Consider the following 23,025-nt stretch of genomic DNA (forward strand, 5'->3'; position numbering starts at 1 on the left):
TTTTATCGGTTAACAGTTTCAACATCTTTGTTCTCAATGACATTAAATTTTTCAATCGTAAACCCCTGAGGGTTGCTGTCTGACCTGACGGAATTGACCAGTTGACAATTCGTTACAAGATTTCGGATCGTTAAATTACTTGCGCGGATAATGAATTGCTTCCCATAAGTCTTTACAGCATAGGGATAGTTGTTAAAATCTGCTACTACACTGTCAATTTCAATTCGCTGTTGAATATTTCCGCTGATGATCCTGTTGTAATACCCTTTCTCAGAGAGATCCTTATAGTAATTGAATGCAGATTGGTCGGCCATATTAAAAGCTCTTTTTACATTGCTCTCAATAGCACTTTTATCAGGAGCTACTGTAAAAAAGAGTTCGTGAAAACGTCTTACATGTTCTCTGGCTTCTACAGGTCTGTTGATAGACATATCCTGGGATAGGGCAACCATCAGTGATTTACCATTGTCAAGGACATATATCTTTTGTCTTTGTTCTTCTGCAAAACTGTACGATTTGTACACAACAATGCCGACAACTCCAAAACAAAGGATGGCAAAAACAAAGGTGAACAATCTGATTTGCTTAAAACTGTTCTCTATATTTCTTAAGGTTTTAAATTCCATTTTTTTGTTTTTTGATTATTTAAGAAGTTGTCCTGAAATATTACCTGCCGCTGCGCCAGCAGTAGCACCCGCAACATTTCCTGACTTTTGTGCCATCTGGGTAACATTACGCATAAAGTTTCCGGCTCCGCCCGCCTGAATGATCCAGCCTGTAACGGTAGGCACAGTGAAATAGCCAATGATTCCAATGATCATGTAGATAATGTAGACCGTATTGGAAGTATCTGGAATAAAGTTGGGATCTGCCAGCATTTCAATATCCCTTTCGATAATAAGGGATTGAATCTTTGCCAGGATAGCACTGAACATATCAGCAACAGGAAGCCATGAATATACACTGATGTATCTGGTCAGCCATTGGGTCAGTGTTGATTGGAAGCCATCCCAAACCGATATTGCAAATGCGATGGGACCAAGAATCGAAAGTACAATGAGAAAGAAAGTTCTGATCGTATCGATAACCAATGCAGCGGCCTGAAAGAGTATTTCTAAAAACTCTCTGAAACCATCCCGAATATCTTTTTTAATGGCAAACATTTCACGTTCGATATACATTCCCGACATTGTCACGAGATCTGAAGGTGACCATCCCAGTTCTTCCAATTTTTTGTCAAATTCTTCATCAGAAATGAGATAAGCCATTTCAGGATTTCGAAGCATAGCTTCTCTTTCCAACAGGTCTTTTTTCTGTTGCAGTTCATTGAGATCCAAGACCTGACCCTCCAGCATCGAATGGCTGCCTTGAACGACCGGACTTAATACTCCGTTGATACTGCCCAAGACAATTGTTGAAAAGAACATAATGCAGATTCCGATGGCAAAAGGTCTCAGCATAGGAAAGAGATCGATAGGTTCGGCACGACTTAATGCCTGCCAAACCTTTACAGCCACATAAAATAATGCTCCTAGCCCTGCAACTCCTTTTGCCACTGCTGCCATGTCTGCACACATCGGCATCATCTCTTCATAAACAGAACGAAGCACCTCATGTAAATTAGTAGGTTCCATTTTACCAGTATTTTTGATTAACAGTACCATACAGGTTGAGAACTCTTTGCGTATTGTTCTGCTTTTTGGCTCTCAGATAACTGACAGAGATATTCTTATTGGTATAATATCTTACCAGATTGTGATAATCTTTAACCTCTTTATATACTCTGTCGATGATTTCCATTCTTTCCTTGTCATTCAATGATAGATTGGTAGAAGTGACAATCTGCTTTAGTTCTTTAAGCAGTTCAGTGCTTTCGTTTAAAAGGGTTGAGTAACCATTAGCTATTGCTGTTAATTCCTGTGCATTGAAATTGGGATCATTCAGCATCTTTCCGAAATTATTGACATACATTTCGGAAACGTCACCCACCAATAAAACAGTCTGCTGAACTTTACGGGCGTCTTTCACCAGATTATTAACTGCTTTTAACTTGTCATAATATTCTTTCCCTTGTTCATACACCTTTTTAACTTCATTGAAATTTTTAACTACATTTGATACTGTAGATGAGGTCTGTACGATTTCATTCGCTGAGTTGAGTATTCCTGAAGCCAGATTAGCTGGATCCGTAACCACAAATTGTGCTTTTGCAAATGATGTTATAGCTAATGCAACAGCCATAACTCTTGTAATGATTAGATTTTTCACTGTTATAAAATTTTAAATGATTTAAGTTTCTTTTGTATTCGATTTGATTCTCTTAAGAGAAATCCTCTTGATGGCATGTTCTACATTGCCATCAAGTTCAGAAGCCAATTGCATGACTTCCATTTTCTCCGTTTCTTCTGTGGTATAGGCCAGATATTCTTCTGTGGAAACTTCCGTGGCATATACAGCAGAGTACGTTCCTCCTAATCCGATCCAGACTTCTTTATACAGTCTTTTCGGATCATTATTCATATTGATGGAAAGAACCTGTGCTTTTTCTTTGTCTGTAAGACCCAGCATAGACTGAATATCATCAAACTTGTTCATGTATTTCCGCTGATCCAAAAGGATCTTACAGTCTGAATTGTTGATGATGCTTTCCTTAACAATAGGAGACTGAATGATGTCATCCACCTCCTGTGTAACAACAATGGCTTCTCCAAAGAATTTTCTTACAGTTTTGAAGAGATATTTGATGTATTCAGCCATTCCTTCTTTAGCAATTGCCTTCCAGGCTTCTTCAATCAGGATCAGTTTTCTGATTCCTTTCAGTCTTCGCATTTTGTTAATGAAAACTTCCATGATGATAATGGTTACAATGGGAAAAAGGATTTTATGATCTTTGATCGCATCAATCTCGAAAACAATAAACCTCTTGGACAAAAGATCAAGCTGTTGGTCAGAATTAAGCAGGTAATCATATTCACCATCTTTATAGTACGGTTCCAGTACATTCAGGAAGTTGGCAATATCAAAATCTTTTTCCCTGACTTTTTTTTGCTCTAATACTTTTTGGTAATCATTTTTCACATACTCGTAAAAGCCATTAAATGAAGGGAACTGCTCATTATTTTTGATTCGGTCAATATAGCCGCTGACTGCATTTGATAAAGCAACTTCCTCGGAGCGGGTTGGCGGTTCATCATCTCTTTTCCATAGTGTGAGAATAAGTGTTTTGATGCTTTCCCTCTTTTCAATGTCGAAAATGCCGTCGTCGGTGTAGAATGGATTGAAGGCAATCGGATTATCTTCTGTATAGGTAAAATACACACCATCTTCACCCTTTGTTTTCCCTTTGATCAGCTCACATAACCCCTGGTAAGAATTTCCGGTATCAACTAACAAAACATGAGCTCCCTGTTCATAATACTGTCTTACCATATGGTTGGTAAAGAAAGACTTTCCACTTCCCGAAGGTCCTAAAATGAACTTATTTCGATTGGTGATGATTCCCTGCTTCATTGGAAGATCTGAAATATCCAGGTGAATAGGTTTTCCCGTCAGCCTATCAGCCATTTTGATCCCAAACGGAGAGGGTGAATTCTGATAATTGGTTTCCTCAGTGAAAAAACACAATGCTGGTTCAATAAACGTATAGAAGCTTTCCTCACTCGGAAAATCCCCGGCATTTCCAGGAATGCCAGCCCAGTATAATGTGGCAGTATCTGTTGTATTATGCCGCGGCTTACATTCCATGAGTGCCAAAGCACTTCCTGTGTCATTCTTAAGTTGTTTCAATTCATGGGGATTGTCAGACCACGACATCACATTAAAATGAGCACGGATGGATTGTAATCCAAAAGAATGAGCTTCGTTGAGGTACTTCTCAATCCATTCCTTATTGATCTGATTGGCTCTGCTGTACCTTGCCAGTGAATGCATATTTCTGGCGGATTTTTCAAACTTGTTCAGATTGTCATCACTGTTATCAATAAACAAATACTGATTGTAGATATGATTACAATTGAGCAAAAGTCCCACCGGAGAGGCAAATGAAAGCAAGCAGTCACTTCGGTCAGTACTCAGTTTCTCATATCGACTATGAGATGAGACTGTTCCCGGAAGATCATCGGTATCTGACAAGGTGTGTATGGTAATACGGTTGTTACCAATACGCAATTCTTCTGCTCCTAAATTCAGATCCTGAAGAGAAGGGTTGATTTCTCGGGATAAGGTCAGATATTGTTCAAGAAGACCTGATTGTTTTTCAGTTCCTGTAATTTCATCGGTGGTCATCTTTTCTAAGAAAATAGATCCGCTGTCGTTCATGATTCTTTCAAACTGATCAACCGCTTCCATAAATCGACTCATCACTTCCTTATCCCTGATTTCTTTTGGAATCAAGACTCCTTTGCAAAGTGTTGAGAAATTACTCTGCATCCTCATTCTTTCCTTCGTAGTCTTCGTAATAAAGAGGTAGCAGTAATGATTAAGAAAAGGTCTTTCATTAAAGTGTCTCTCAAAAGACTTTGATAAAAAGCTTTGATCGTCATTGGATAAATCAGGGCGGTAATTCTCTTTGATAAACCAGTCCTGTTTATGAACAATACTGTAATCAGGTAAAGTCTTTATGGCTTTGAACCAAGCCGAATGGATCGCTTCATACTCAGCTGATGCAGCAGTAAATAATTCGGGAAGCCTTACCTTGAAACAAACCGTAACATCAGCATCTTTTGAAATAATGCAATTCTCTTCGACAGCCAGCAGTGGAAATCTGCTTTCCAACGTTGCCACTTTGGATTGATTTCTCATGCTACAGTTTTTTAGAGTGTACCTTGATATACCTGAAAATGGATTTTCGGCTGATGATGTACCTTGGATGCTTCTTTTTTGCTCCCAATTTCATTAATCCATGTTCTCCATATTTTCTGTTGAGAGAAAAGGTCTTCCAAATGAGAAGACCAGCAGTAGTTCCTCCAAGAAGTAAGCAGATATAGGTATTGACACCAGCCATATACATGATCATGATAAATACGAGTATTCCCAATAATCCTCCTGCAAAAATGAACAGGTACTGTGCTTTCAATCCTTTGAACTCAACCGTTGTTCCTATTCCCTTGTTGATATGATAGGTATTCATCATCAATGATTTTAAAGGAAGAATGAACGTAGGATGGTAGCTGCAACTATTAAAAAGATACAGGCTCCAAACCAGCTGGCTGCGGTTTTGCTGGTATCAGGATCGCCACTGCTGAATTTGTTGTAAACCTTAACCCCACCAATCAAGCCGACCACCGCACCAATGGCGTAGATCAGTTTCGTTGCAGGATCAAAATAGGAAGTAACCATCTGCGTAGCTTCGGTGATTCCTGCAGAACCGTTTCCTTGGGCATTAATACCCAAACCTATAAGCATAAGAAATGCTGTGAACATGATTTTTTTTCTTTGTCTTTTCATAATGAATAGAATTTTATGATTTTGAAACCCATGCTTTATGGGCTTTGAGACAAAGGTTATGGATATGCTGATTTTAATCAGAGTATGACTTTTAGAAGAGATTATTTGGCATTCAGAGGAAGGTTAGTATCGAGGATTTTTATGTTTATATTTTAGATATTTTTGAGGTCATATAGACTTTCGATGCCTTTCTTTTTTCTAATAGTAGCTTAGATAGATAAATTGATTTTATTTATAAAAAAACCTAGCCGAAGCTAGGTAAAAACTAATAACCATGAAAACTCAATTAAACATGAGAATCGTTTCTCTTAGGAGCAATAAGAATGCCTAACTATTCTTAAAATATCATAATTCTAGTTATAGAGCGTTAATTTTGTGTTTTTTTACTATTTGTTATCAAATAAACTTTCCAATGTCAAATTCTCTAATATTATCATTCTGCAAAAAAGGAGTACTGTCTTCATATTCATCATCAAAACTTTTATCTAATAGCTCAGCTATTTTATAGGAAGCATTTTCAATAGAATTTTCTAGTAAGGTATATAAATCGGTTCCGTATATTTTCTGAACTACAGCGACTGCTGTTTTCTTTTCAGATGTATCACAGACTTCTTGTTGTAAGATCATCTTCGTAGTATCTAGTTCCTCGAAGGTAACCCCCTGTGCAAAACCATTATCTTCTTCGATAATTCTATATTTTTTCCATTCTTCTTCCTCTTCAAAAAAATCAAGTTCACTATTAAGATTTTTTTCCGGTTCTTCCTGTAGATTTTGAACATAGATGTTTTCGTTGACATCATATTCTATGTCTAAATTAGATGGATCAATTTCCAATTCCATTTTTTGCCTTTCAATGGGAGAGGTCGGCAGCTTGTGACTTTGAAATATTTTTGTTTCTCCCATAATGTTATGAGTGTTGTATGGAGCTCTCTTATCCTCTTTCGAAGAGCTTGGGGCTTGCTTAATAATAATTTTATCATGCAGAAGTAATAAGATTATGATGACTAAGCATATAACAATGACGATTTCCATAATTTACAGTATTGGTTTAAAATGCTGGTTAAAATATTCTGTGATGTCATTTCCATAATCCAAGAAATGTTGTTCCAGAATATTATCAATATAAGAGTAAAGCGTCGTTCGGTCTTCTCTTGTAAGCTGAACAATTCTCAACAGTCTTTCATGATATTCAGGTCTTATGTAGACCACCTTGCCATTACGACCTGAAGGAAATCGATTGATCAAGAATGTATCTTCATAGGTTCCTTTTTTGGTAGAATTAATTTTTGATTTTTCCTTAGATTTTTGAATAGATGGTTCTTTTTTTTGATGTGTTGGTTGTAACGTTGCAGGTTCTTCACCACTGATGACCTGCATTAAATAATCTTCGTCAACATGAGGGTTTTCATGCTCTGTACTTTCTTTATCTGTAGCCATCATTCTCCTTTTATAATTGTGTGATTTGTAAAAACTCTTCAATAAACAAATTCATTTTTGTAGCTTTTAGAAGCGGTGATTCTGCCGGTAATAAGCTGGATCTGAAAATACTGTTATTCATGTCATCAGATTCTTTACGGAATTTTTTGCTATCCATAATCCTAGTATTCATGATGTTAAGCTGGAGTTCTGTAATTACCTTTTCATAAATGTCATATAATCCTGTTTTTTCACGTCCATCAGTCTGATTCCAAAACAACCAAATGGACTGTTCTCTACTGTCATTTTCTGTTTGTGGTAATCCTAAAAAGGCTTTAGTAAAACCTAAAGTGCTTTCTACAACCAGACGGTCAGCAGTTAAAGGAGCAAAGATAAAGTCCATAGCTTTTAATGTACTGAGTACCCCTTTTGTATTGGCTGTTCCAGGGAGATCAAAAAATATAACATCAGGAACAATAGTCGTTTGTTGTAAATAATCTGATGCGGATTCCAATGCTGTATCTGCTTTTGACCTAATAATAGGATATGCTTTTTTGTTGAGATGTTGAAACTGCTTCATAGCTGCCTTTTTATAATAATCATTCACCATGATTGCCTTTTTATCACGCTCTCTCATATTACTTAAGCTATATTGTGGAAAATCACAATCTATAACCAGTACATTGTATCCTAAACGGTAGTGAAGTACACTTGCCAAGAGTGTTGTGATAGTCGATTTTCCAACACCTCCTTTTTGTGTAGAAAAACTTATTTTCAATGTTTTCTTTATTGTTTCCATTTTGTGAAATTTGATTGTTATTTGCTTGATTTGTTGTTTTTTATTGTGTATTTGTAATTTTCAAATAGGTATGTTTTTTTACCTGTTATAAACTTATTTGTATACTTTGAAATATTGTTAAATGTCTTTATGAACTCAGGTTTTGCAAGTGGTACTGTCGTTTTTAAATATTTATAAATGCTTTTACATTTTTATTTCTTGCTTTTTTTACCGCTTGTTTTAAATAATACCGTAAATAAAATACCTTATGAGATCAATGGGTTACTGTATGCACTATCCGGTAGTTTATGGCGCTATTTGGAAACTATGGAAGTTATGAAGTGGAGCAAATAGGATCTAAATTGCAGTATGGATAAATAGTGGATAAATCCGGTTTTTGCTACGTAATCTAAAATGTAATGTAAACTGCTCAAGCAGTTTTATCTGCTATGTTAATAGTGTTCACCTGAACACGGCAAGTTGTGTTTTGAGTGCCTCATAACTGTTTTTTGTGCCTCAAAACAACTTGCCCTGCCGGGAGCTTTAAAACACTCTCCAAAGTCGAGGTTTATAACTGTTAAAATAGAAATCTAATGGATAATCAGAAAAAAAACAATAGAAATAAAGGAGGAAGAAAACCTAAGGTTGATCCCTCTATTCATCGTTATGTTTTTCGTTTGAATGATGATGAGAATAACAAATTTTTGTCTCTTTTTGAAGCTTCAGGAATCGATAATAAAGCTCGATTTATTACTTCTGTACTATTTTCCAAAGAGATTAAAACAGTAAAGATTGACAAAGGATCTGTTGATTTTTATATGAGACTTACTTCCTTTTATTCTCAATTCAGAGCAGTCGGTGTTAATTATAATCAGGTTGTCAAATTATTATATACTCATTTTACTGAAAAAAAAGCCGCTGCATTTTTATATCAACTGGAAAAACAAACTGTTGAACTTACTATTTTATGTCGAAAAATCATTGAATTAGCAAATGAATTTAACTCAATTCATCATAGAAAATTGAAAGAAAATGATCGCTAAAATTGGACGAAGCAGCAAGTTATATAGTGCATTGGCTTACAATCATCTTAAAGTTGAGCATGGAAATGCAAAAATATTATTTACCAATAATATGATTGAAACTCCAGACAATAAATATACAATTCCAAAGCTAATTGAATCGTTTGAACCTTATTTAGCGGCCAATAAAAACACGGAAAAACACACGCTGCATATATCACTTAATCCCGATCCGAATTATAGAGTAAGCGATAAGGATTTTGTAAAGATAGCAGAAGATTACATGAATGAAATGGGCTATGGAAAACAACCCTATATCATATTTAAACATACCGATATTGACCGAACCCACATTCATATAGTTTCAGTAGGTGTGGATGAATATGGTAAAAAAATCTCAGATAAATTCGAGAAAAAAAGATCAATGGAGATATGTAGAAAGCTGGAAAGAAGTTATAATTTGCTACCAGCAACACAGCGAAAAGAATCTGAAAATAAACTGATTTTTAGTCCTGTTGATTACCGGGCAGGAAATAGTAAAAATCAAATAGCTTCTGTAATTCGAAATATAGCTGATTATTATTCATTTAAAACGCTTGGAGAGTACAACGCTTTGCTTTCACTTTTTAATATTAGCGTTGAAAAAATTGAGGGTGAATTGCATGGAAAACTACAGCGAGGTTTAGTCTATTTTGCATTAGACAAAAATAAACAAAAGATTGGGCATCCCTTTAAGGCTTCAAGCATGGGTAAAATGGCGGGACTGAACGCCTTGGAATCACACTTTTTGAAAAGTAAAGAACTTGTGCTAAACTCCTCTAATAAATCTGAAATAATGGCTATTATTGATCATGCTTTGAAATCCAGTAATAATGAAAAGGCTTTTATTGAGAAAATGAAGTCCAAAGGTTTTAATACGATGGTACGAAGAAATGAATCAGGACGTATATATGGTATTACATTTATAGACCATAATTCCAGAACCGTCTGGAATGGATCAAGTCTCGGAAAACAGTATTCAGCCAACGTATTTAATGATCTTTGGAAGAATCAACAAAACCATAGAAAAACTTCCGATTTAAAAAAGCAAGAATCTCAATCTGCTCCGACAGATAAGTTCTTCTCTGCTGAAATCCATTCTTTATTTGGTTTTTTGAATGGTGAAAATAATAATGACATCTATAGCAATGAAAATTCATTCCCTGGGCTTTTACCATTGGTACAAGGAGAGGATCACGAGAACGAAATTTTTGCACAACAAATGATGAAGCGAAAAAAGAGAAGAAAACGATAAAATGGTAAATAAATCTATCCTTCTTTTGCTATTAGAGCCTGCACTTTTCGCTGCAATTCTTTTTTATCTGGTAAGTATAACTGGTATTTTGAAACAAATATTTTATTAGAAATTCCACCCGTTGCATATTCTACTAAGACTTCATCTTTTTCTGCAGAAAGAATAATTCCTATAGGTTCATTGTCATCCACTACATTTTCTTCTGATTTAAAGTAGTTAAGGTAAAGATTCATTTGACCAATATCATGATGTTCGACCTCCTTGATTTTTAAATCAATAAGAATAAAACATTTTAGAATACGATGATAAAATACCAAATCAATATAAAAATGCCTTTTCCCTAACGATATTTTGTATTGTCTGCCAACAAACGTAAATCCTTTTCCTAATTCAAGAAGGAACATTTGAAGATTATCAATGATTTTCTGTTCCAATGCTTTTTTAGTAACCATATTTTCTTGTGGAATCTTTAAAAAATCAAGAACATAAGGATCTTTTACAGCCTCTTCTGCATCTGTAATAATATGTCCATGTTCAGAAAGTTTCAGGACTCCTTTTTTATCTTTACTCAACGCAAGTCGCTCATACAAAGAAGACTTGATCTGACGGTCAAGTTCTCTGTAACCCCAGTTTTCAATTATTGCCTGTTTTTCATAGAATTTTCTGGAATTTTTATCTGATATAGCTAACAATGTGATGATATGGGTCCAACTTAATTTGGCAGGCACTGCCTGCCATTTTGGATAAGCCAGATAAAAACGACGCATATCAAGTATATTACGCCTGCCAAATCCTTTGCCATATCGTTGTTTCAAATCTTTGGAAAGTACTGCTAATAAATTACTTCCATATTCAGCTCGTTCCTCACCATGTTGTTAATACTCCACAATGTGCCTGCCAATTTCCCAATTGGATTTCACCAGTTCACTGTTGATGGCTCGCACGGCATTTTGCCTTGCCGTTTCTATAGTTGAACCAATGCTGTTAAGTAGATTATTATAATTTGATTGTAGCGTATCCATCTTGATTTGTTGTAATGACAAATGTAAATATTTTCAATAAAGAGCAGGTCATCCAAATGCATCTAAATTATATTGTAAACAATGCCAATGATAGCCAAATGAAGCCAATAACAGCCTTTGATATTTTCATGAACTGATGACTTCTACATTCATTCCTGAACTTAAAATTATATCATATGCAGGGTGAAGACGACTTAAGGGGGCTTGCTAAAATCATGGGATTTATGAGAGCTGTAAGCATTGTAATGGTACTTATGCATCTATACTGGTACTGTTATCACGCTTTTGCAGAACAAGGTTGGACATTGGAAATTGCCAATACAATACTGACTAATTTTCAAAAGACTACCGGATTGTTTTCCTATCCTGTATATACCAAAGTTTTTGCCTTGGTATTATTGGCTTTAAGCTGTCTTGGAACCAAAGGAGTGAAAGATGAGAAAATTACATGGGCAAAAATTAGTAAAGTATTAATCATTGGTTTTCTGTTGTATTTTTTCAATTTTCCTTTATTGAAACTGAATTGGTTTCTAGGGACATTTCTTTACTTTATTTCAATTTCTGGAGGATATATTTTTCTCATGGTGGGCGGATTATGGATGCACAGACTATTGACCAATAACTTAATGGAAGATGTGTTCAATAATGAGAATGAAAGCTTTCTGCAGGAAACGAAGTTAATGGAAAATGAATACTCCGTTAATTTACCCACTAAGTTTTATTACAACGGAAAATGGACTCAAGGATGGATCAATATTGTTAACCCTTTCAGAGCCACTATTGTTTTAGGCACACCGGGATCAGGGAAATCTTATGCAATTGTAAACAATTTTATTAAGCAGCAGATTGAGAAAGGCTTTTCCATGTATATCTATGATTTTAAGTTTGATGATCTTTCAACTATAGCCTATAATCATTTATTGAAACATTCCGATAAGTATAAGGTTAAACCAAAGTTTTACGTAATTAATTTTGATGATCCGAGGAAAAGTCATCGTTGTAATCCCTTAGATCCTAATTTCATGACAGATATATCAGATGCTTATGAAGCCGCTTACACTATAATGCTAAATCTAAACCGCAGTTGGATACAGAAACAAGGAGATTTTTTTGTAGAGTCACCCATTATTTTGTTGGCAGCGATAATTTGGTTTTTAAAAATTTATGAAGACGGTAAATATTGTACTTTTCCTCATGCTATTGAACTACTGAATAAAAAATATTCAGACGTTTTTACCATTTTAACTTCTTATCCTGATCTTGAAAATTACCTGTCTCCGTTTATGGATGCATGGCAGGGTGGAGCACAGGATCAACTCCAAGGACAGATAGCTTCAGCTAAAATTCCTTTATCAAGAATGATTTCCCCACAACTATATTGGGTGATGACCGGTGATGACTTTTCACTCGATATTAATAACCCAAAAGAACCTAAGATTTTGTGTGTTGGAAATAATCCGGACAGACAAAATATTTATTCGGCTGCATTGGGGTTATATAATTCCCGTATCGTAAAGCTGATTAATAAAAAAGAAAAGCTGAAAAGTTCGGTTATTATTGATGAACTTCCTACCATTTATTTCAGAGGGCTTGATAATCTGATTGCAACAGCAAGAAGTAATAAAGTAGCGGTATGTTTAGGATTTCAAGATTTCTCTCAATTAACAAGAGATTATGGTGACAAAGAAAGTAAAGTAATACAGAACACGGTAGGTAATATTTTTAGCGGACAGGTCGTGGGAGAGACAGCGAAAAACCTTTCAGAACGCTTCGGAAAAGTATTACAGAAACGTCAAAGCATGACCATCAACAGAAATGATAAATCTACTTCAATATCTACTCAGTTGGACAGTCTGATACCGGCTTCAAAAATTTCAACCTTGTCGCAAGGTATGTTTGTAGGGGCAGTATCGGATAATTTTGATGAACGTATTGAACAAAAAATGTTTCATGCTGAAATCGTTGTTGACAACGAAAAAGTTTTAGAAGAAGCAAAAGAGTATCAGAAAATCCCGGAGATCTTATTTTTTACAGATTTGCAGGGTAATGATAATATGAAAGAGGTAATTGATGGTAATTATAAACACATTAAAAATGATATTATTTTGATTATCCAAAATGAGATGGAAAGGATTAAAAATGATCCTGATTTAGAGTATTTAATTCAAAATTAAAAAGACTGTTTCATATGGAGACAGTCTTTTTAATGCGATTCTAAAAAATTATTTGTTTTTGGGTTCAAATGTAAAAGAGGTTGTATAATCTTCGTTTAAAGCAATGTAGGCGTTAAATTGATTACCAGATTTACTTTTCATCCCTCTAATGAGAGAAGTCTTACCTTTTTTAACAAGACTTTCAATATCAGGAAGGCTCAATTGTATTTCACAAATATTTCTAAATTGTAGCCAATTGCAATTTTCATCAGGACATTTTATTATTGTATGATGAATAATCAAGTGCTGTACTTTACATTTAGGGCATACTAGCTTTGGAAGATCACTTCTCTCTACATGATTTTGTAATAATTCTTCTGTGACAGATTGAGTATAAACTTCAATTTTTTTTTGAAAAGCAGTAGCATCCAATTCTTTATTTTTAATACGTTGAAAATCCAATTCCCATTCAGCAGTCAAAGATACATCAGCAATTTTTCTATCTTTTACCAGTTCATACACTCGAAGACCTTTTTCAGTCGGAATGAGTGATTTCTGCTTTCTGAGAATGTAACCTCTGTCAAGTAATATTTCAATGATAGAAGCTCGTGTAGCCGGAGTGCCTATACCTAAATTTTTTAAAACTTTTTTCTGCTCTTCATTTTCAATTTCTTTTCCGGCATTTTCCATGGCAGACAGTAAACTTGCTTCAGTATAAAGTGCAGGAGCCTGAGTTTTTTTATCCAATATATTGATCATTTTAGTCTTTACTTCCATTCCTTCTTTTAACTCAGGGAATTCTTGTACTTTTTCAAGATCATCTGAAAAACTTCCATAGATACTTCGCCAACCTTTTTGCAATACCTTAGATCCTTTGGCTGCAAAATCGTAATGAAGTATTTTCAAAGTAATAGTAGTAATTTCCTTTATACAGGGTTGTGAAACTGATTCAAGCAATCGAAAAGCAATCAGTTCATAGATTGCTTTTTCTTGCCCTGACAGAGCAGACGGAACCTTTTCAGTAGTCAATAAACCATGATGATCTGTCACCTTTAGGTTGTTAACTATTTTTTTATTGAAGTTTCCCCAAGGAAGAATGCTCGTAAATGGTTTGTATTGTTCGTTTTCATGCAATGCTCTTATCAGGTCAGGTATTTCTGGCCAGACGTCCTCCGGAATATATTGACTTCCTGTTCGTGGATAGGTGATGAATTTTTTTTCATACAGACTTTGAGCAATATTCAACGTTTCTTCTGCTGTAAAGTTGAATCTTTTGTTGGCTTCTTTCTGTAGTCCCGTAAGATCAAATAACAAAGGAGACTGTTCAGTCACTGTTTTTGTATCAATTGCTGCAATAGTAGACTGTATACCGTTTCTTTCTATTAATTTAACAAGATCTTCAGCCTGTTTTTTTTCAGTAAATCTAGTAACACTTAGACTTTTAAACTCTACAAAATCTTTATTATGCAATAATTCAATCTGCAAGTATTTCTGGGATGTGAAATTTTGATTTTCCTGATATCGTTTACAAATGACTGCTAATGTTGGAGTCTGAACTCTCCCTAATGAATAAATACCATCACCTACTGCAATACTTAATGCCTGTGTTGAGTTGATTCCCAATAACCAGTCGGCTCTGCTTCTGCACTGGGCTGCCGCATATAAACCATCATAATAATTCCCGGGTTTTAAATGTTTAAACCCTTCTTGAATGGCTTTTTCTGTTAAAGAGCTGATCCATAATCTTTGAAAAGTTTTTTTACAATTAAGATATTCATAGATATATCGGAATATAAGTTCACCTTCCCGTCCTGCATCAGTAGCAACAATAATGCTTTCACATTCTTTAAATAACCTTTCAATAACTCTTAATTGGTGACCTGCTCTTTTATCAATAACCAATTCCTTACCTTTTTTTACTTTTCTTAAAGTCAGGATAAAAGGATTGGGTAAGAAGGGTAAAGCTTTTTTATCAAAACCTGATATACCGTAATCTTCTGGCATTCCAAGAGCTATAAGATGTCCAAAAGCCCAGGTGACAGAATATCCGTTACCTGCCAGATAACCATCTTTTTTTTCTGATGCTCCCAGTAAATTGGCAATTTCTCTCGCTACACTGGGCTTTTCTGCTAATACTACTTTCATTCAATGTTTATTTTGGCAGTTCGTATTATATTCTGGGTCTGCGGACACGGGTCTGCGGTTTATTTTGCTGTTCCTGCTGCTTTTTATCTTTTGGAGACTGTTGCCCTTTTTTTAAAGATTCCTTTAAACTTTTGGTGGCTTCGTTGGTTTTGCCTTCCGAATTGACAGCCGTCTGGGTGGTATGCGTGTCCGTAGGTTTTACCTGCTCAATTAATTTAACTGGATTTTGGAAAGAAAAATCAATTTTTCCATTTTCTAGATTTAGCGTAATATAGCCTTGATAAGGCTGGTTTTTTTTATCAATCAGACCATCGATATAAATGGTTTGGCCCTGCTTGAATTGATTATATTGCTCATCACTCAGTTCTTTTCCTCTGAATGTTCGGGGAATTTCATTATTCTGATTGGTTTGGTTTTGTTGCTGATTTTGGTTTTTATCAAAAAGAAATTCAACATATTTCTTATCGGCATTAAATTGAACATGCGCATTAAAAGGTTCCCCTTTGGTGGAAATCATTCCTTCCAGATATAATGCCTTGCCTTCCATCAGCATTTGCTTTTGTTCTTCATTTAATTTGATACCTTTAATTTCATTGGGAATTTTAATATTCTCAACTTTGTAAGCCACAAGTTCATTGGTTAATCGGTCTCTGCTAATAAGAGAAGGTATGATTTCATCAGTCTTTGGGTTAATAAGGTCTACAACACGTCCCATGTTGCCATTTTCCATTAGATTTTTTTTATCCTCAAGACTGAATTCATGTCCAAGGAATTTAAAGTTTAAATTAGGTTCTTTTCTTATTCCATGGATATTGATGACAACGTCTCCTGCATCATTAGTGTTTAGTGAAAGACGGGCATCCATTCTGGTAAGAGCTGTCCCAAGATTAATGGTTACAGGAACAAGACCATTGGTTTTAAATCCTTTTAACATAGGATCTAAGGCATTGGCTTTTTCTAGTTTTTCCTGGGTTAAGCCAAATTTTGACATCATATTCCAGTCAATTTGATCAGCAGAATACTGATATTCTTTTTTCGATAATGGAGTAGTACTCATAGTATTGGTATTTGAGGTTAATATTTTGTAGGTATTTAGAAATTCTTCCCCTTCAGTACTGGGGTTTTTAAGATGGTGCTGGATCTGTTTTCCTATATTTTCAGACTCTTTAAGTGGAGATTTAAAGAAATTGAATAGGGTCGGGTTTTTGAGCTGACTTAAAAAGTTGGAGAAAAAATTAGAGAATAAATCCCCTTGCTTATCAATTTTTAAAAATTGATTTTGATACTTTTCTGTATTGGGTACTGTCTTCAAATCCCCTTTATTGTCAACTGTTTTGACTGCTTCAATCTTATTGGTTTTTGGATTTAAAACCAATAGAATATTGATTAAAGAAGGATCTGGATTTTGAGCATTAGTAATATTTTCCATGATGCTAAATGTTTATTTAACATCGAATGTAAAAGATTAGAGTAACATAAATTGAAGATGGAAGTGAGTGGAGAAATTTGGCTTAGATTGTCAGCGATATTATCACCAAGATATTTTAAAAGAACTTAAATAATTTTTTGATAGCTCTTTGTTATCTCTTATTATCTAAAAATAGTTAACTTTATAGTGTCTCTAGTAAGAGATATTTTTTTTTCATCATTTGTGTTTTAATCCTGTTCCATGAATAATAGAACAGGATTTTTATTTTTTGCCAGAAAGTTTTTAATATCCGTTCAGATGAGAAGTCTTATTTTCAAAAACATTGATGTCTATAATTTTATTATTAAAAATATCGTAAATAAGCTCTACTGAAAAATTTGAAACTTCATACAAAACATATTTTGATTGAGAAGTTGTTCTTTCGCTTATTAAACGTCCATGAGTAATAACAAAATCATATTGAGCTTGGCGGTCAGGTAAGTTCTGGAAATCGTAATAAGATATGATCATAATAGGTTTAAGTTATTAGTTTTTTTTTGAAATCTTTTCATCGAGTCCCTGAATATCTTTTCGGATTTCAAGAAACATTTCTTTTAGATTGTAATTTTCAAGACGGTCAGGTTCAAAGTCTTCTGGGAAAATTCCTGAAGCATACTGCCATATTTCAACGATTTCTCCTAAAGGAACATCATAAGGTTTATAAAATGAGTTGTCTGCAGAAACAGTTATTGATTTCTTATTTCTGAAAGTAAATCGTTTATAAGAAATACCATCATTTAATGTAACAAAAACATAACTTTTATTTGGTTTCAGATCATCAATATTTTCAAGATATTTTCCAATAATATAAGAGCCATCTTTAAAAGGAGGCATGGAGTCCCCTTGAGCAGGAAAAGCTCTGTATTTACCATTGGTTAAGAAAGGTAAAGAAATCCTCTGTAAGCTTTCAATATATTCAGGATCACTGTACCCTGACAGATAGCCCATAGATGCCTTTTGCGGAACAATTTCAATGCTGTTATTACCCAGTTGATCCACAACAACGGGTAAAACAATTCTGTTATCCGGAAGTTTTAATACATCTTCCAACGGATACTTTCTGATATCTACCGTGAGAAGTAAATCAATACTTAAATTAAAATACTTGGAAATCCTGATAAGCAACTCATAGGGAGCCTCAGAACGTCCATCTTCGTATTTGGAATAGCGAACCCTGCTCATCAAAATTTGATCTGCAAGCTCCTGCTGAGATAAATTTTTCTGAGTTCTTAAAAACCTGATGTTATCTGAAAAAATTGACATTGATACAAATTGTATCTGCAAATATAATAAAAATGATACAATTAGTATCTAATTTTGTAACGTGAACCGAGCAATTGTACATATGGATCTGGATACATTCTTTGTATCCTGTGAGAGACGTAATAACTCTCAACTTGACGGGATTCCCCTCATCATAGGAGGTGGTGACCGTGGAGTGGTAGCATCATGTTCCTATGAAGCAAGAAAATTCGGAGTACGTTCTGCTATGCCAATTCGAATGGCACTCAGATTATGCCCGGATGCGAAAGTAATTCGGGGAGATCATGAATTGTATTCCAATTTATCCCATACTGTCACTCAGATTATTCAGGAAAAAGTTCCGGTCATGGAAAAGGCAAGTATCGATGAATTTTATCTCGATCTTTCAGGAATGGATAAGTTCTTTGGGTGCTACCAATGGACTAAAGAAATTGCCACAGCCGTAACCAAAGAAACCGGACTTCCCATAAGCTTTGCTTTATCAGCCAATAAAACAGTTTCGAAGATTGGAACAGGAGAAGCAAAACCTGTCGGAAGATTGGAAATTAAAGATTTAGAGATTAAACCGTTTTTAAATCCGTTATCAATCAAAAAAATTCCGATGGTGGGCGATAAAACATTTCAGTTGTTATCAAGAATCGGAATACGTACTATTCGTACCTTATCGGAAATGCCTGTTCTCGTCTTACAGCAAATGATTGGATTAAATGGAAAAGAGCTTTGGAAAAAAGCCAATGGTATCGATGAAAATCCAGTAGTGCCTTATTCCGAAAGGAAATCTATTTCTACAGAAAGAACTTTTACCAACGATACCATGGATGTTATAGAACTGAAAAGGCTGATCTCAGGAATGGCAGAGCAATTAGCCTATCAGTTAAGAAAAGAAAAATGGCTAACTTCTACGGTAGTTGTGAAGATCCGTTACGCCAATTTCGACACCGAAACCAAGCAATGCAAAGTTTCTTATACTTCTGCTGATCATACTCTATCAAGAGTAGCTTTGGAGCTTTTTAATAAAGTATATACAAGAAGAATGAGGCTTAGGTTGGTAGGATTACGCTTTACCGGGCTCGTTCACGGTAATCATCAGATGAACCTTTTTGAAGATACCGAAGAGCAGATGAGCCTATATCAAACAATGGATTACCTGAAAAACCGCTTTGGTATTGATGCAGTAGGCAGAGCCTCTGGTTTTGATTTTGAGAAATAAAATAGAATTATAAATTTTCCAGCATGTTTTTAAATTGTCATTCTTTCCACAGCCTTCGTTATGGAACTTTATCCATAAAAGAAATGGTAAAGCAGGCTTCCGATTTAGGAATTAAAGAATTAGTGCTTACCGATATCAATACCGTTACGGGCATTTATGATTTTAAAACAGAATGTGAGAATGTTGGTATTAAACCTGTTGCAGGAGTTGAAATCAGAAAAGAAGGGAAACTGCTTTATATTGCTGTAGCAAAAGAATTCTCAGGAATTGGTGAAGTCAATACCCTCATTACGGAGCATAATTGTGATGGCAAAGAACTCTCGGAAACGGCACCGGAATTTAAAAACGTTTTTATTGTCTACCCTATGAGCAATATTCCTGCTGAACTTAAGGAAAATGAATTCATAGGCATAAGAATAGAGGAATTGAATTTTCTGATCAGACCTGAATATCAGAAGCTACTATCGAAGATGCTTGTTTTACATCCTGTTACTTTCAGTACTGATGAAGAATATGAACTTCATAAAATTCTCAGGGCAATCGATAACAATACCTTATTGTCAAAGCTTACCAAAAGAGAGGTCTGTAGAAAATCTGAATATTTTATAAGCGAACAGGCTATTGCAGCAGCATTCGAAAGATACCCTGAAATTATTCAGAGAACAAAAGATAGGCTGACACAATGTAGTTTTGAATTTGATTTTAAAAAGGTCAAGAATAAACAGTTTTATACTAAATCAAAAGCTGATGATGTAAAATTGCTCAGGAGGTTGGCGTATTCAGGCTTGGAAAAGCGATATGGCAACCGACATGAAATAGCTCAAAAAAGAGTGGAAAAGGAGTTGAAAGTAATTGATGAGCTTAATTTTTGTTCTTATTTTCTGATTACCTGGGATATTATCTGTTATAGCAACAGCATGGGCTTTATGCATGTAGGAAGGGGGAGTGGTGCCAATTCTATTGTGAGTTACTGTTTGGGAATAACCGACATCTGCCCGTTGGAGCTGGATCTTTATTTCGAAAGATTCCTTAACCTTAACCGAAAATCTCCACCCGATTTTGATATCGACTGGAGCTGGCAGAACAGGGATACCATACTGGAATATATTTTTGACCGGTACGGGAAGGATCATGTTGCTTTTTGCGGAACCAACGTAGAATTTAAGTACAAATCCATTTTCAGAGAAGTGGGAAAAGTATTTGGACTCCCTAAGGAAGAGCTGGATGAGTTGGCAAAGAGACCAATGATACAGCATGACCAGAATCAGGTAGTACAACTGGTGCATCAATACGGCAAGCTGTTAGAAAAATTTCCTAATCAGCGAAGCATGCATTCCTGTGGAATTTTAATCTCAGAAGAACCTATTACAAATTACACCGCTCTAGAAATGCCTCCTAAGGGATTTCCGATCGTTCAGTTCGATATGAATGTCGCCGAAGATATCGGCCTCGAAAAATTCGATATTCTTTCCCAGAGAGGATTGGGTACCATCAATGATACGGTAGAGCTGATCAAAAAGACAAGAGGAATTAGTGTCGATATCAGAGATACCACTTTGTCTAAAGATGAAGGGAAAGCCAATGAATATCTGGCTATCGGAAAAACCATAGGCTGTTTTTATATCGAATCTCCCGCAATGCGGGGGCTTTTAAGAAGATTAAAGTGCGATAATTACAGAATTCTTGTTGCCGCTTCCTCCATTATCCGTCCCGGAGTGGCACAAAGCGGAATGATGCGCGAGTATATTTTCAGGCATAACCATCCCGATCAATTCGAATATTTCCATTCGGTATTCGAAGAACACCTGAAAGAAACCTATGGCATTATGGTCTATCAGGAAGATGTAATCAAGATTGCCCAGTATTTTGGCGGTTTGTCTCTGGCAGATGGAGATATTCTCCGCAGAGCCATGAGTGGAAAAGGTCGTTCCATTGAGAAACTCAGAGAGGTAAAAAACAATTTTTTTGAATCCTGCAAAAAGTGGGGACATTCAGAAGCATTAACGGCTGAAGCATACCGACAGATAGAATCTTTCGCAGGATATTCTTTCTGTAAGGCACACTCCGCTTCCTATGCAGTAGAAAGCTATCAGAGTTTGTATCTCAAAGTATATTACCCCTTAGAGTTTATGGTTTCGGTGATTAATAATCAGGGAGGGTTTTACCGTACAGAAGTCTATATTCATGAAGCAAAAATGTCGGGAGGAAATATTCAGGTTCCCTGTGTGAATACCAGTGAATTTCAAACCATACTCCAAGGAAAAGATATTTATTTAGGCTTGATGGTATTAGAAGGCCTCGAAACAAGGATTGCCCACGGAATTGTAGAAGAACGGGAAAGGAATGGTGGCTATAGATCATTAGAAGACTTTATAAAACGTATTCCTATAGGTATTGAAACCGTGCAGATTCTGATTTTTATAGGTGCTTTCAGGTTCACAGGAAAGCCCAAAAATGAGCTCCTCGTAGAAGCAAGAATTTTACTGGTCAACTTTAAACCCGAAAACAGAGGGCTTATGCTCATTGAAGAACCTGTTCAGGAATTTAAGTTGCCCCAATTGAAAAGAGAAGCCTTTGAAGACGCTTTTGATGAAATAGAACTCATCGGATTTCCGGTTTCATGCAGTCCTTTTGATTTATTGCAGACAAAATACAGAGGCTCCGTTTTTGTAAAAGATCTCTTGGCATTTCACAAACGACAGGTAAAAATGTTGGCGTATCTCATTTCCAGAAAACATGTTCCCACCAAGAAAGGCACGATGTATTTCGGAACATGGATCGATGCAAACGGGGAGTATTTTGATACGGCACATTTTCCGGATAGTCTGAAGCAATACGATTTTCAGGGGGGAGGATGTTATTTATTGCTAGGAACAGTGGAAGTAGATTTCCATTTTCCTACCATCACTATTCACAAAATGGCAAAAATGCCCATGATTCCAGATCCTCGGTATGCTTATGACAAAGAAAAGCAATATGATATTCACCGCCAGATTAAAGAAGATGTGAGTATGACCCATAGAAAGCCTTATCCTCAGGCGCATGAGATCGGATTGATAAGATACAAAATAGAATAACCCTACTATTACAATATAAAAATGAATCAGTTGAGTTTATTTAACACAGAAGAATTCTACGAATTTCCGAAAGATCTTTTGGATTACAGGGAAAGCTTTCTAAACAAGGAAGAAGCAGACCTGCTTAAAGATATATTATTACATACAGCTCCATGGGAACAGAGTACTCAGAAGATGTATGATAAAACCGTGCTGACCCCACGATTAACAGCATGGTATGGGGATTCAAAATATGCTACATTAAAAGAAAATAAAAAGCCTACGAATCCATGGACTCCAGAATTGTTTTCTTTAAAGCAAAAAATTGAGGAAGAGTTTGGCTGTCAGTTTAATGGGGTTTTACTTAATCTCTACAGAGACCACAATGATTCTGTTGCTTGGCACAGAGATAAAGAAAGCCGTTATGGGAAACGTCCTGTGATTGCATCCATCAGTCTGGGACAAACCAGAAACTTTGATTTTAGAAAAAAGGAACATCATCAGAGTAAATATAGTCTTCCGCTTCCACACGGTTCATTGCTCATCATGAAAGGAGATTTGCAGGAACATTGGGAGCATCGAATTGCTAAATCTACATTCCTGATGAAGGAGCGGATTAATCTAACTTTTCGTTTTGTGAAAGAAATATAAACAAAATAATCCTGACCATTTTTAGTGGAGGGTACATTTTAATGATTTATAATGGTCGACAATCTAATTTTAATCCATCGATATGACAACAAACGAATATGG

At 35.5% G+C, this 23,025-nt stretch carries 20 protein-coding genes and 1 pseudogene; 6 read left to right on the plus strand and 15 right to left on the minus strand.

The window, feature by feature from the left end:
• Positions 1-2: 2 nt before the first annotated feature.
• The 9 genes from traK to ABEG63_RS15120 form a co-directional block, all read right to left on the minus strand.
• Entirely contained in the window at positions 3-626 is a 624-nt protein-coding gene (gene traK, locus ABEG63_RS15080) for a conjugative transposon protein TraK (RefSeq protein WP_346585926.1), read from the minus strand.
• Between the two features lie 15 nt (positions 627-641).
• A complete protein-coding gene (gene traJ, locus ABEG63_RS15085) occupies positions 642-1,634 on the minus strand; it encodes a conjugative transposon protein TraJ (protein ID WP_346585928.1) in 993 nt (330 codons plus the stop codon).
• Position 1,635: 1 nt separating this feature from the next.
• Positions 1,636-2,241 carry a DUF4141 domain-containing protein gene (locus ABEG63_RS15090; RefSeq protein ID WP_346586061.1) on the minus strand — a complete coding sequence of 202 codons (606 nt, stop codon included), beginning with the start codon at positions 2,239-2,241 and terminating at the stop codon, positions 1,636-1,638.
• Positions 2,242-2,289: 48 nt separating this feature from the next.
• Complete coding sequence (locus tag ABEG63_RS15095; RefSeq protein ID WP_346585930.1) at positions 2,290-4,800, minus strand: TraG family conjugative transposon ATPase; 2,511 nt, start codon at positions 4,798-4,800, stop codon at positions 2,290-2,292.
• 1 nt (position 4,801) lies between these two features.
• A complete protein-coding gene (locus ABEG63_RS15100; protein WP_346586063.1) occupies positions 4,802-5,128 on the minus strand; it encodes a DUF4133 domain-containing protein in 327 nt (108 codons plus the stop codon).
• 11 nt (positions 5,129-5,139) lie between these two features.
• The gene (locus tag ABEG63_RS15105; RefSeq protein WP_089696771.1) at positions 5,140-5,445 is read right to left on the minus strand and encodes a DUF4134 domain-containing protein; all 306 of its coding nucleotides are present in this window, start codon (positions 5,443-5,445) and stop codon (positions 5,140-5,142) included.
• A 396-nt stretch (positions 5,446-5,841) separates the two neighbouring features.
• Positions 5,842-6,285: a hypothetical protein gene (locus ABEG63_RS15110; RefSeq protein WP_346585932.1), complete on the minus strand. Its 444-nt coding sequence runs from the start codon at positions 6,283-6,285 to the stop codon at positions 5,842-5,844.
• Positions 6,286-6,480: 195 nt separating this feature from the next.
• Complete coding sequence (locus ABEG63_RS15115) at positions 6,481-6,882, minus strand: DUF3408 domain-containing protein (protein ID WP_346585933.1); 402 nt, start codon at positions 6,880-6,882, stop codon at positions 6,481-6,483.
• Positions 6,883-6,892: 10 nt separating this feature from the next.
• Complete coding sequence (locus tag ABEG63_RS15120; protein WP_346585935.1) at positions 6,893-7,660, minus strand: ParA family protein; 768 nt, start codon at positions 7,658-7,660, stop codon at positions 6,893-6,895.
• Positions 7,661-8,232: 572 nt separating this feature from the next.
• Between ABEG63_RS15120 and mobA the strand changes: the two genes are divergently transcribed.
• Together mobA and mobB are read left to right on the plus strand one after the other, a co-directional pair.
• Positions 8,233-8,682 (plus strand): conjugal transfer protein MobA, encoded by a 450-nt coding sequence (mobA, locus tag ABEG63_RS15125; protein ID WP_346585937.1) that lies wholly within the window; start codon positions 8,233-8,235, stop codon positions 8,680-8,682.
• The gene (gene mobB, locus ABEG63_RS15130; RefSeq protein WP_346585939.1) at positions 8,672-9,955 is read left to right on the plus strand and encodes a conjugal transfer protein MobB; all 1,284 of its coding nucleotides are present in this window, start codon (positions 8,672-8,674) and stop codon (positions 9,953-9,955) included. Before mobA ends, mobB begins: the two co-directional genes overlap by 11 nt.
• 14 nt (positions 9,956-9,969) lie before the next feature.
• On the opposite strand, the gene ABEG63_RS15135 is transcribed toward mobB, so the two are convergent.
• Positions 9,970-10,545, minus strand: coding sequence for a PDDEXK nuclease domain-containing protein (locus ABEG63_RS15135; RefSeq protein ID WP_346586064.1), 576 nt, complete (start codon positions 10,543-10,545; stop codon positions 9,970-9,972).
• Positions 10,546-10,812 (minus strand): annotated as a pseudogene (locus ABEG63_RS15140) (DUF1016 N-terminal domain-containing protein); the annotation flags it as partial.
• Positions 10,813-11,153: 341 nt separating this feature from the next.
• Between ABEG63_RS15140 and mobC the strand changes: the two are divergent.
• Positions 11,154-13,151 (plus strand): conjugal transfer protein MobC, encoded by a 1,998-nt coding sequence (gene mobC, locus ABEG63_RS15145; RefSeq protein ID WP_346585941.1) that lies wholly within the window; start codon positions 11,154-11,156, stop codon positions 13,149-13,151.
• A gap of 48 nt (positions 13,152-13,199) precedes the next feature.
• Here the strand turns inward: mobC and ABEG63_RS15150 are convergent, their stop codons facing one another.
• The 4 genes from ABEG63_RS15150 to ABEG63_RS15165 all read right to left on the minus strand — a co-directional run bounded on the left by ABEG63_RS15150 (position 13,200) and on the right by ABEG63_RS15165 (position 18,006).
• The gene (locus tag ABEG63_RS15150) at positions 13,200-15,275 is read right to left on the minus strand and encodes a DNA topoisomerase (protein ID WP_346585943.1); all 2,076 of its coding nucleotides are present in this window, start codon (positions 15,273-15,275) and stop codon (positions 13,200-13,202) included.
• A 25-nt stretch (positions 15,276-15,300) separates the two neighbouring features.
• Positions 15,301-16,704 carry a DUF3945 domain-containing protein gene (locus ABEG63_RS15155; RefSeq protein WP_346585945.1) on the minus strand — a complete coding sequence of 468 codons (1,404 nt, stop codon included), beginning with the start codon at positions 16,702-16,704 and terminating at the stop codon, positions 15,301-15,303.
• A 282-nt stretch (positions 16,705-16,986) separates the two neighbouring features.
• Positions 16,987-17,214, minus strand: a complete 228-nt coding sequence (locus tag ABEG63_RS15160; protein ID WP_089690748.1) for a hypothetical protein — start codon at positions 17,212-17,214, stop codon at positions 16,987-16,989.
• A gap of 15 nt (positions 17,215-17,229) precedes the next feature.
• Complete coding sequence (locus tag ABEG63_RS15165) at positions 17,230-18,006, minus strand: LexA family transcriptional regulator (RefSeq protein WP_346585947.1); 777 nt, start codon at positions 18,004-18,006, stop codon at positions 17,230-17,232.
• Between the two features lie 61 nt (positions 18,007-18,067).
• Here ABEG63_RS15165 and dinB point away from each other — a divergent pair, with 61 nt between their 5' ends.
• The 3 genes from dinB to ABEG63_RS15180 are packed head-to-tail and all read left to right on the plus strand — an operon-like array spanning position 18,068 to position 22,923.
• Positions 18,068-19,216, plus strand: a complete 1,149-nt coding sequence (dinB, locus tag ABEG63_RS15170) for a DNA polymerase IV (RefSeq protein ID WP_346585948.1) — start codon at positions 18,068-18,070, stop codon at positions 19,214-19,216.
• 23 nt (positions 19,217-19,239) lie between these two features.
• Positions 19,240-22,293, plus strand: coding sequence for a DNA polymerase III subunit alpha (gene dnaE, locus ABEG63_RS15175; protein ID WP_346585950.1), 3,054 nt, complete (start codon positions 19,240-19,242; stop codon positions 22,291-22,293).
• A 21-nt stretch (positions 22,294-22,314) separates the two neighbouring features.
• A complete protein-coding gene (locus ABEG63_RS15180; protein ID WP_346585951.1) occupies positions 22,315-22,923 on the plus strand; it encodes an alpha-ketoglutarate-dependent dioxygenase AlkB in 609 nt (202 codons plus the stop codon).
• The last annotated feature ends 102 nt before the right edge of the window (positions 22,924-23,025 follow it).

It is taken from the genome of Chryseobacterium sp. C39-AII1 (assembly GCF_039672645.1).
Classification (GTDB): domain Bacteria; phylum Bacteroidota; class Bacteroidia; order Flavobacteriales; family Weeksellaceae; genus Chryseobacterium.

Coding starts and splice junctions, on each gene's coding strand:
- traK (WP_346585926.1), bottom strand. CDS start 626: ATGGAATTTAAAACCTTAAGAAATATAGAGAACAGTTTTAAGCAAATC.
- traJ (WP_346585928.1), bottom strand. CDS start 1,634: ATGGAACCTACTAATTTACATGAGGTGCTTCGTTCTGTTTATGAAGAG.
- ABEG63_RS15090 (WP_346586061.1), bottom strand. CDS start 2,241: ATGGCTGTTGCATTAGCTATAACATCATTTGCAAAAGCACAATTTGTG.
- ABEG63_RS15095 (WP_346585930.1), bottom strand. CDS start 4,800: ATGAGAAATCAATCCAAAGTGGCAACGTTGGAAAGCAGATTTCCACTG.
- ABEG63_RS15100 (WP_346586063.1), bottom strand. CDS start 5,128: ATGAATACCTATCATATCAACAAGGGAATAGGAACAACGGTTGAGTTC.
- ABEG63_RS15105 (WP_089696771.1), bottom strand. CDS start 5,445: ATGAAAAGACAAAGAAAAAAAATCATGTTCACAGCATTTCTTATGCTT.
- ABEG63_RS15110 (WP_346585932.1), bottom strand. CDS start 6,285: ATGGAATTGGAAATTGATCCATCTAATTTAGACATAGAATATGATGTC.
- ABEG63_RS15115 (WP_346585933.1), bottom strand. CDS start 6,882: ATGGCTACAGATAAAGAAAGTACAGAGCATGAAAACCCTCATGTTGAC.
- ABEG63_RS15120 (WP_346585935.1), bottom strand. CDS start 7,660: ATGGAAACAATAAAGAAAACATTGAAAATAAGTTTTTCTACACAAAAA.
- mobA (WP_346585937.1), top strand. CDS start 8,233: ATGGATAATCAGAAAAAAAACAATAGAAATAAAGGAGGAAGAAAACCT.
- mobB (WP_346585939.1), top strand. CDS start 8,672: ATGATCGCTAAAATTGGACGAAGCAGCAAGTTATATAGTGCATTGGCT.
- mobC (WP_346585941.1), top strand. CDS start 11,154: ATGCAGGGTGAAGACGACTTAAGGGGGCTTGCTAAAATCATGGGATTT.
- ABEG63_RS15150 (WP_346585943.1), bottom strand. CDS start 15,275: ATGAAAGTAGTATTAGCAGAAAAGCCCAGTGTAGCGAGAGAAATTGCC.
- ABEG63_RS15155 (WP_346585945.1), bottom strand. CDS start 16,704: ATGGAAAATATTACTAATGCTCAAAATCCAGATCCTTCTTTAATCAAT.
- ABEG63_RS15160 (WP_089690748.1), bottom strand. CDS start 17,214: ATGATCATATCTTATTACGATTTCCAGAACTTACCTGACCGCCAAGCT.
- ABEG63_RS15165 (WP_346585947.1), bottom strand. CDS start 18,006: ATGTCAATTTTTTCAGATAACATCAGGTTTTTAAGAACTCAGAAAAAT.
- dnaE (WP_346585950.1), top strand. CDS start 19,240: ATGTTTTTAAATTGTCATTCTTTCCACAGCCTTCGTTATGGAACTTTA.
- ABEG63_RS15180 (WP_346585951.1), top strand. CDS start 22,315: ATGAATCAGTTGAGTTTATTTAACACAGAAGAATTCTACGAATTTCCG.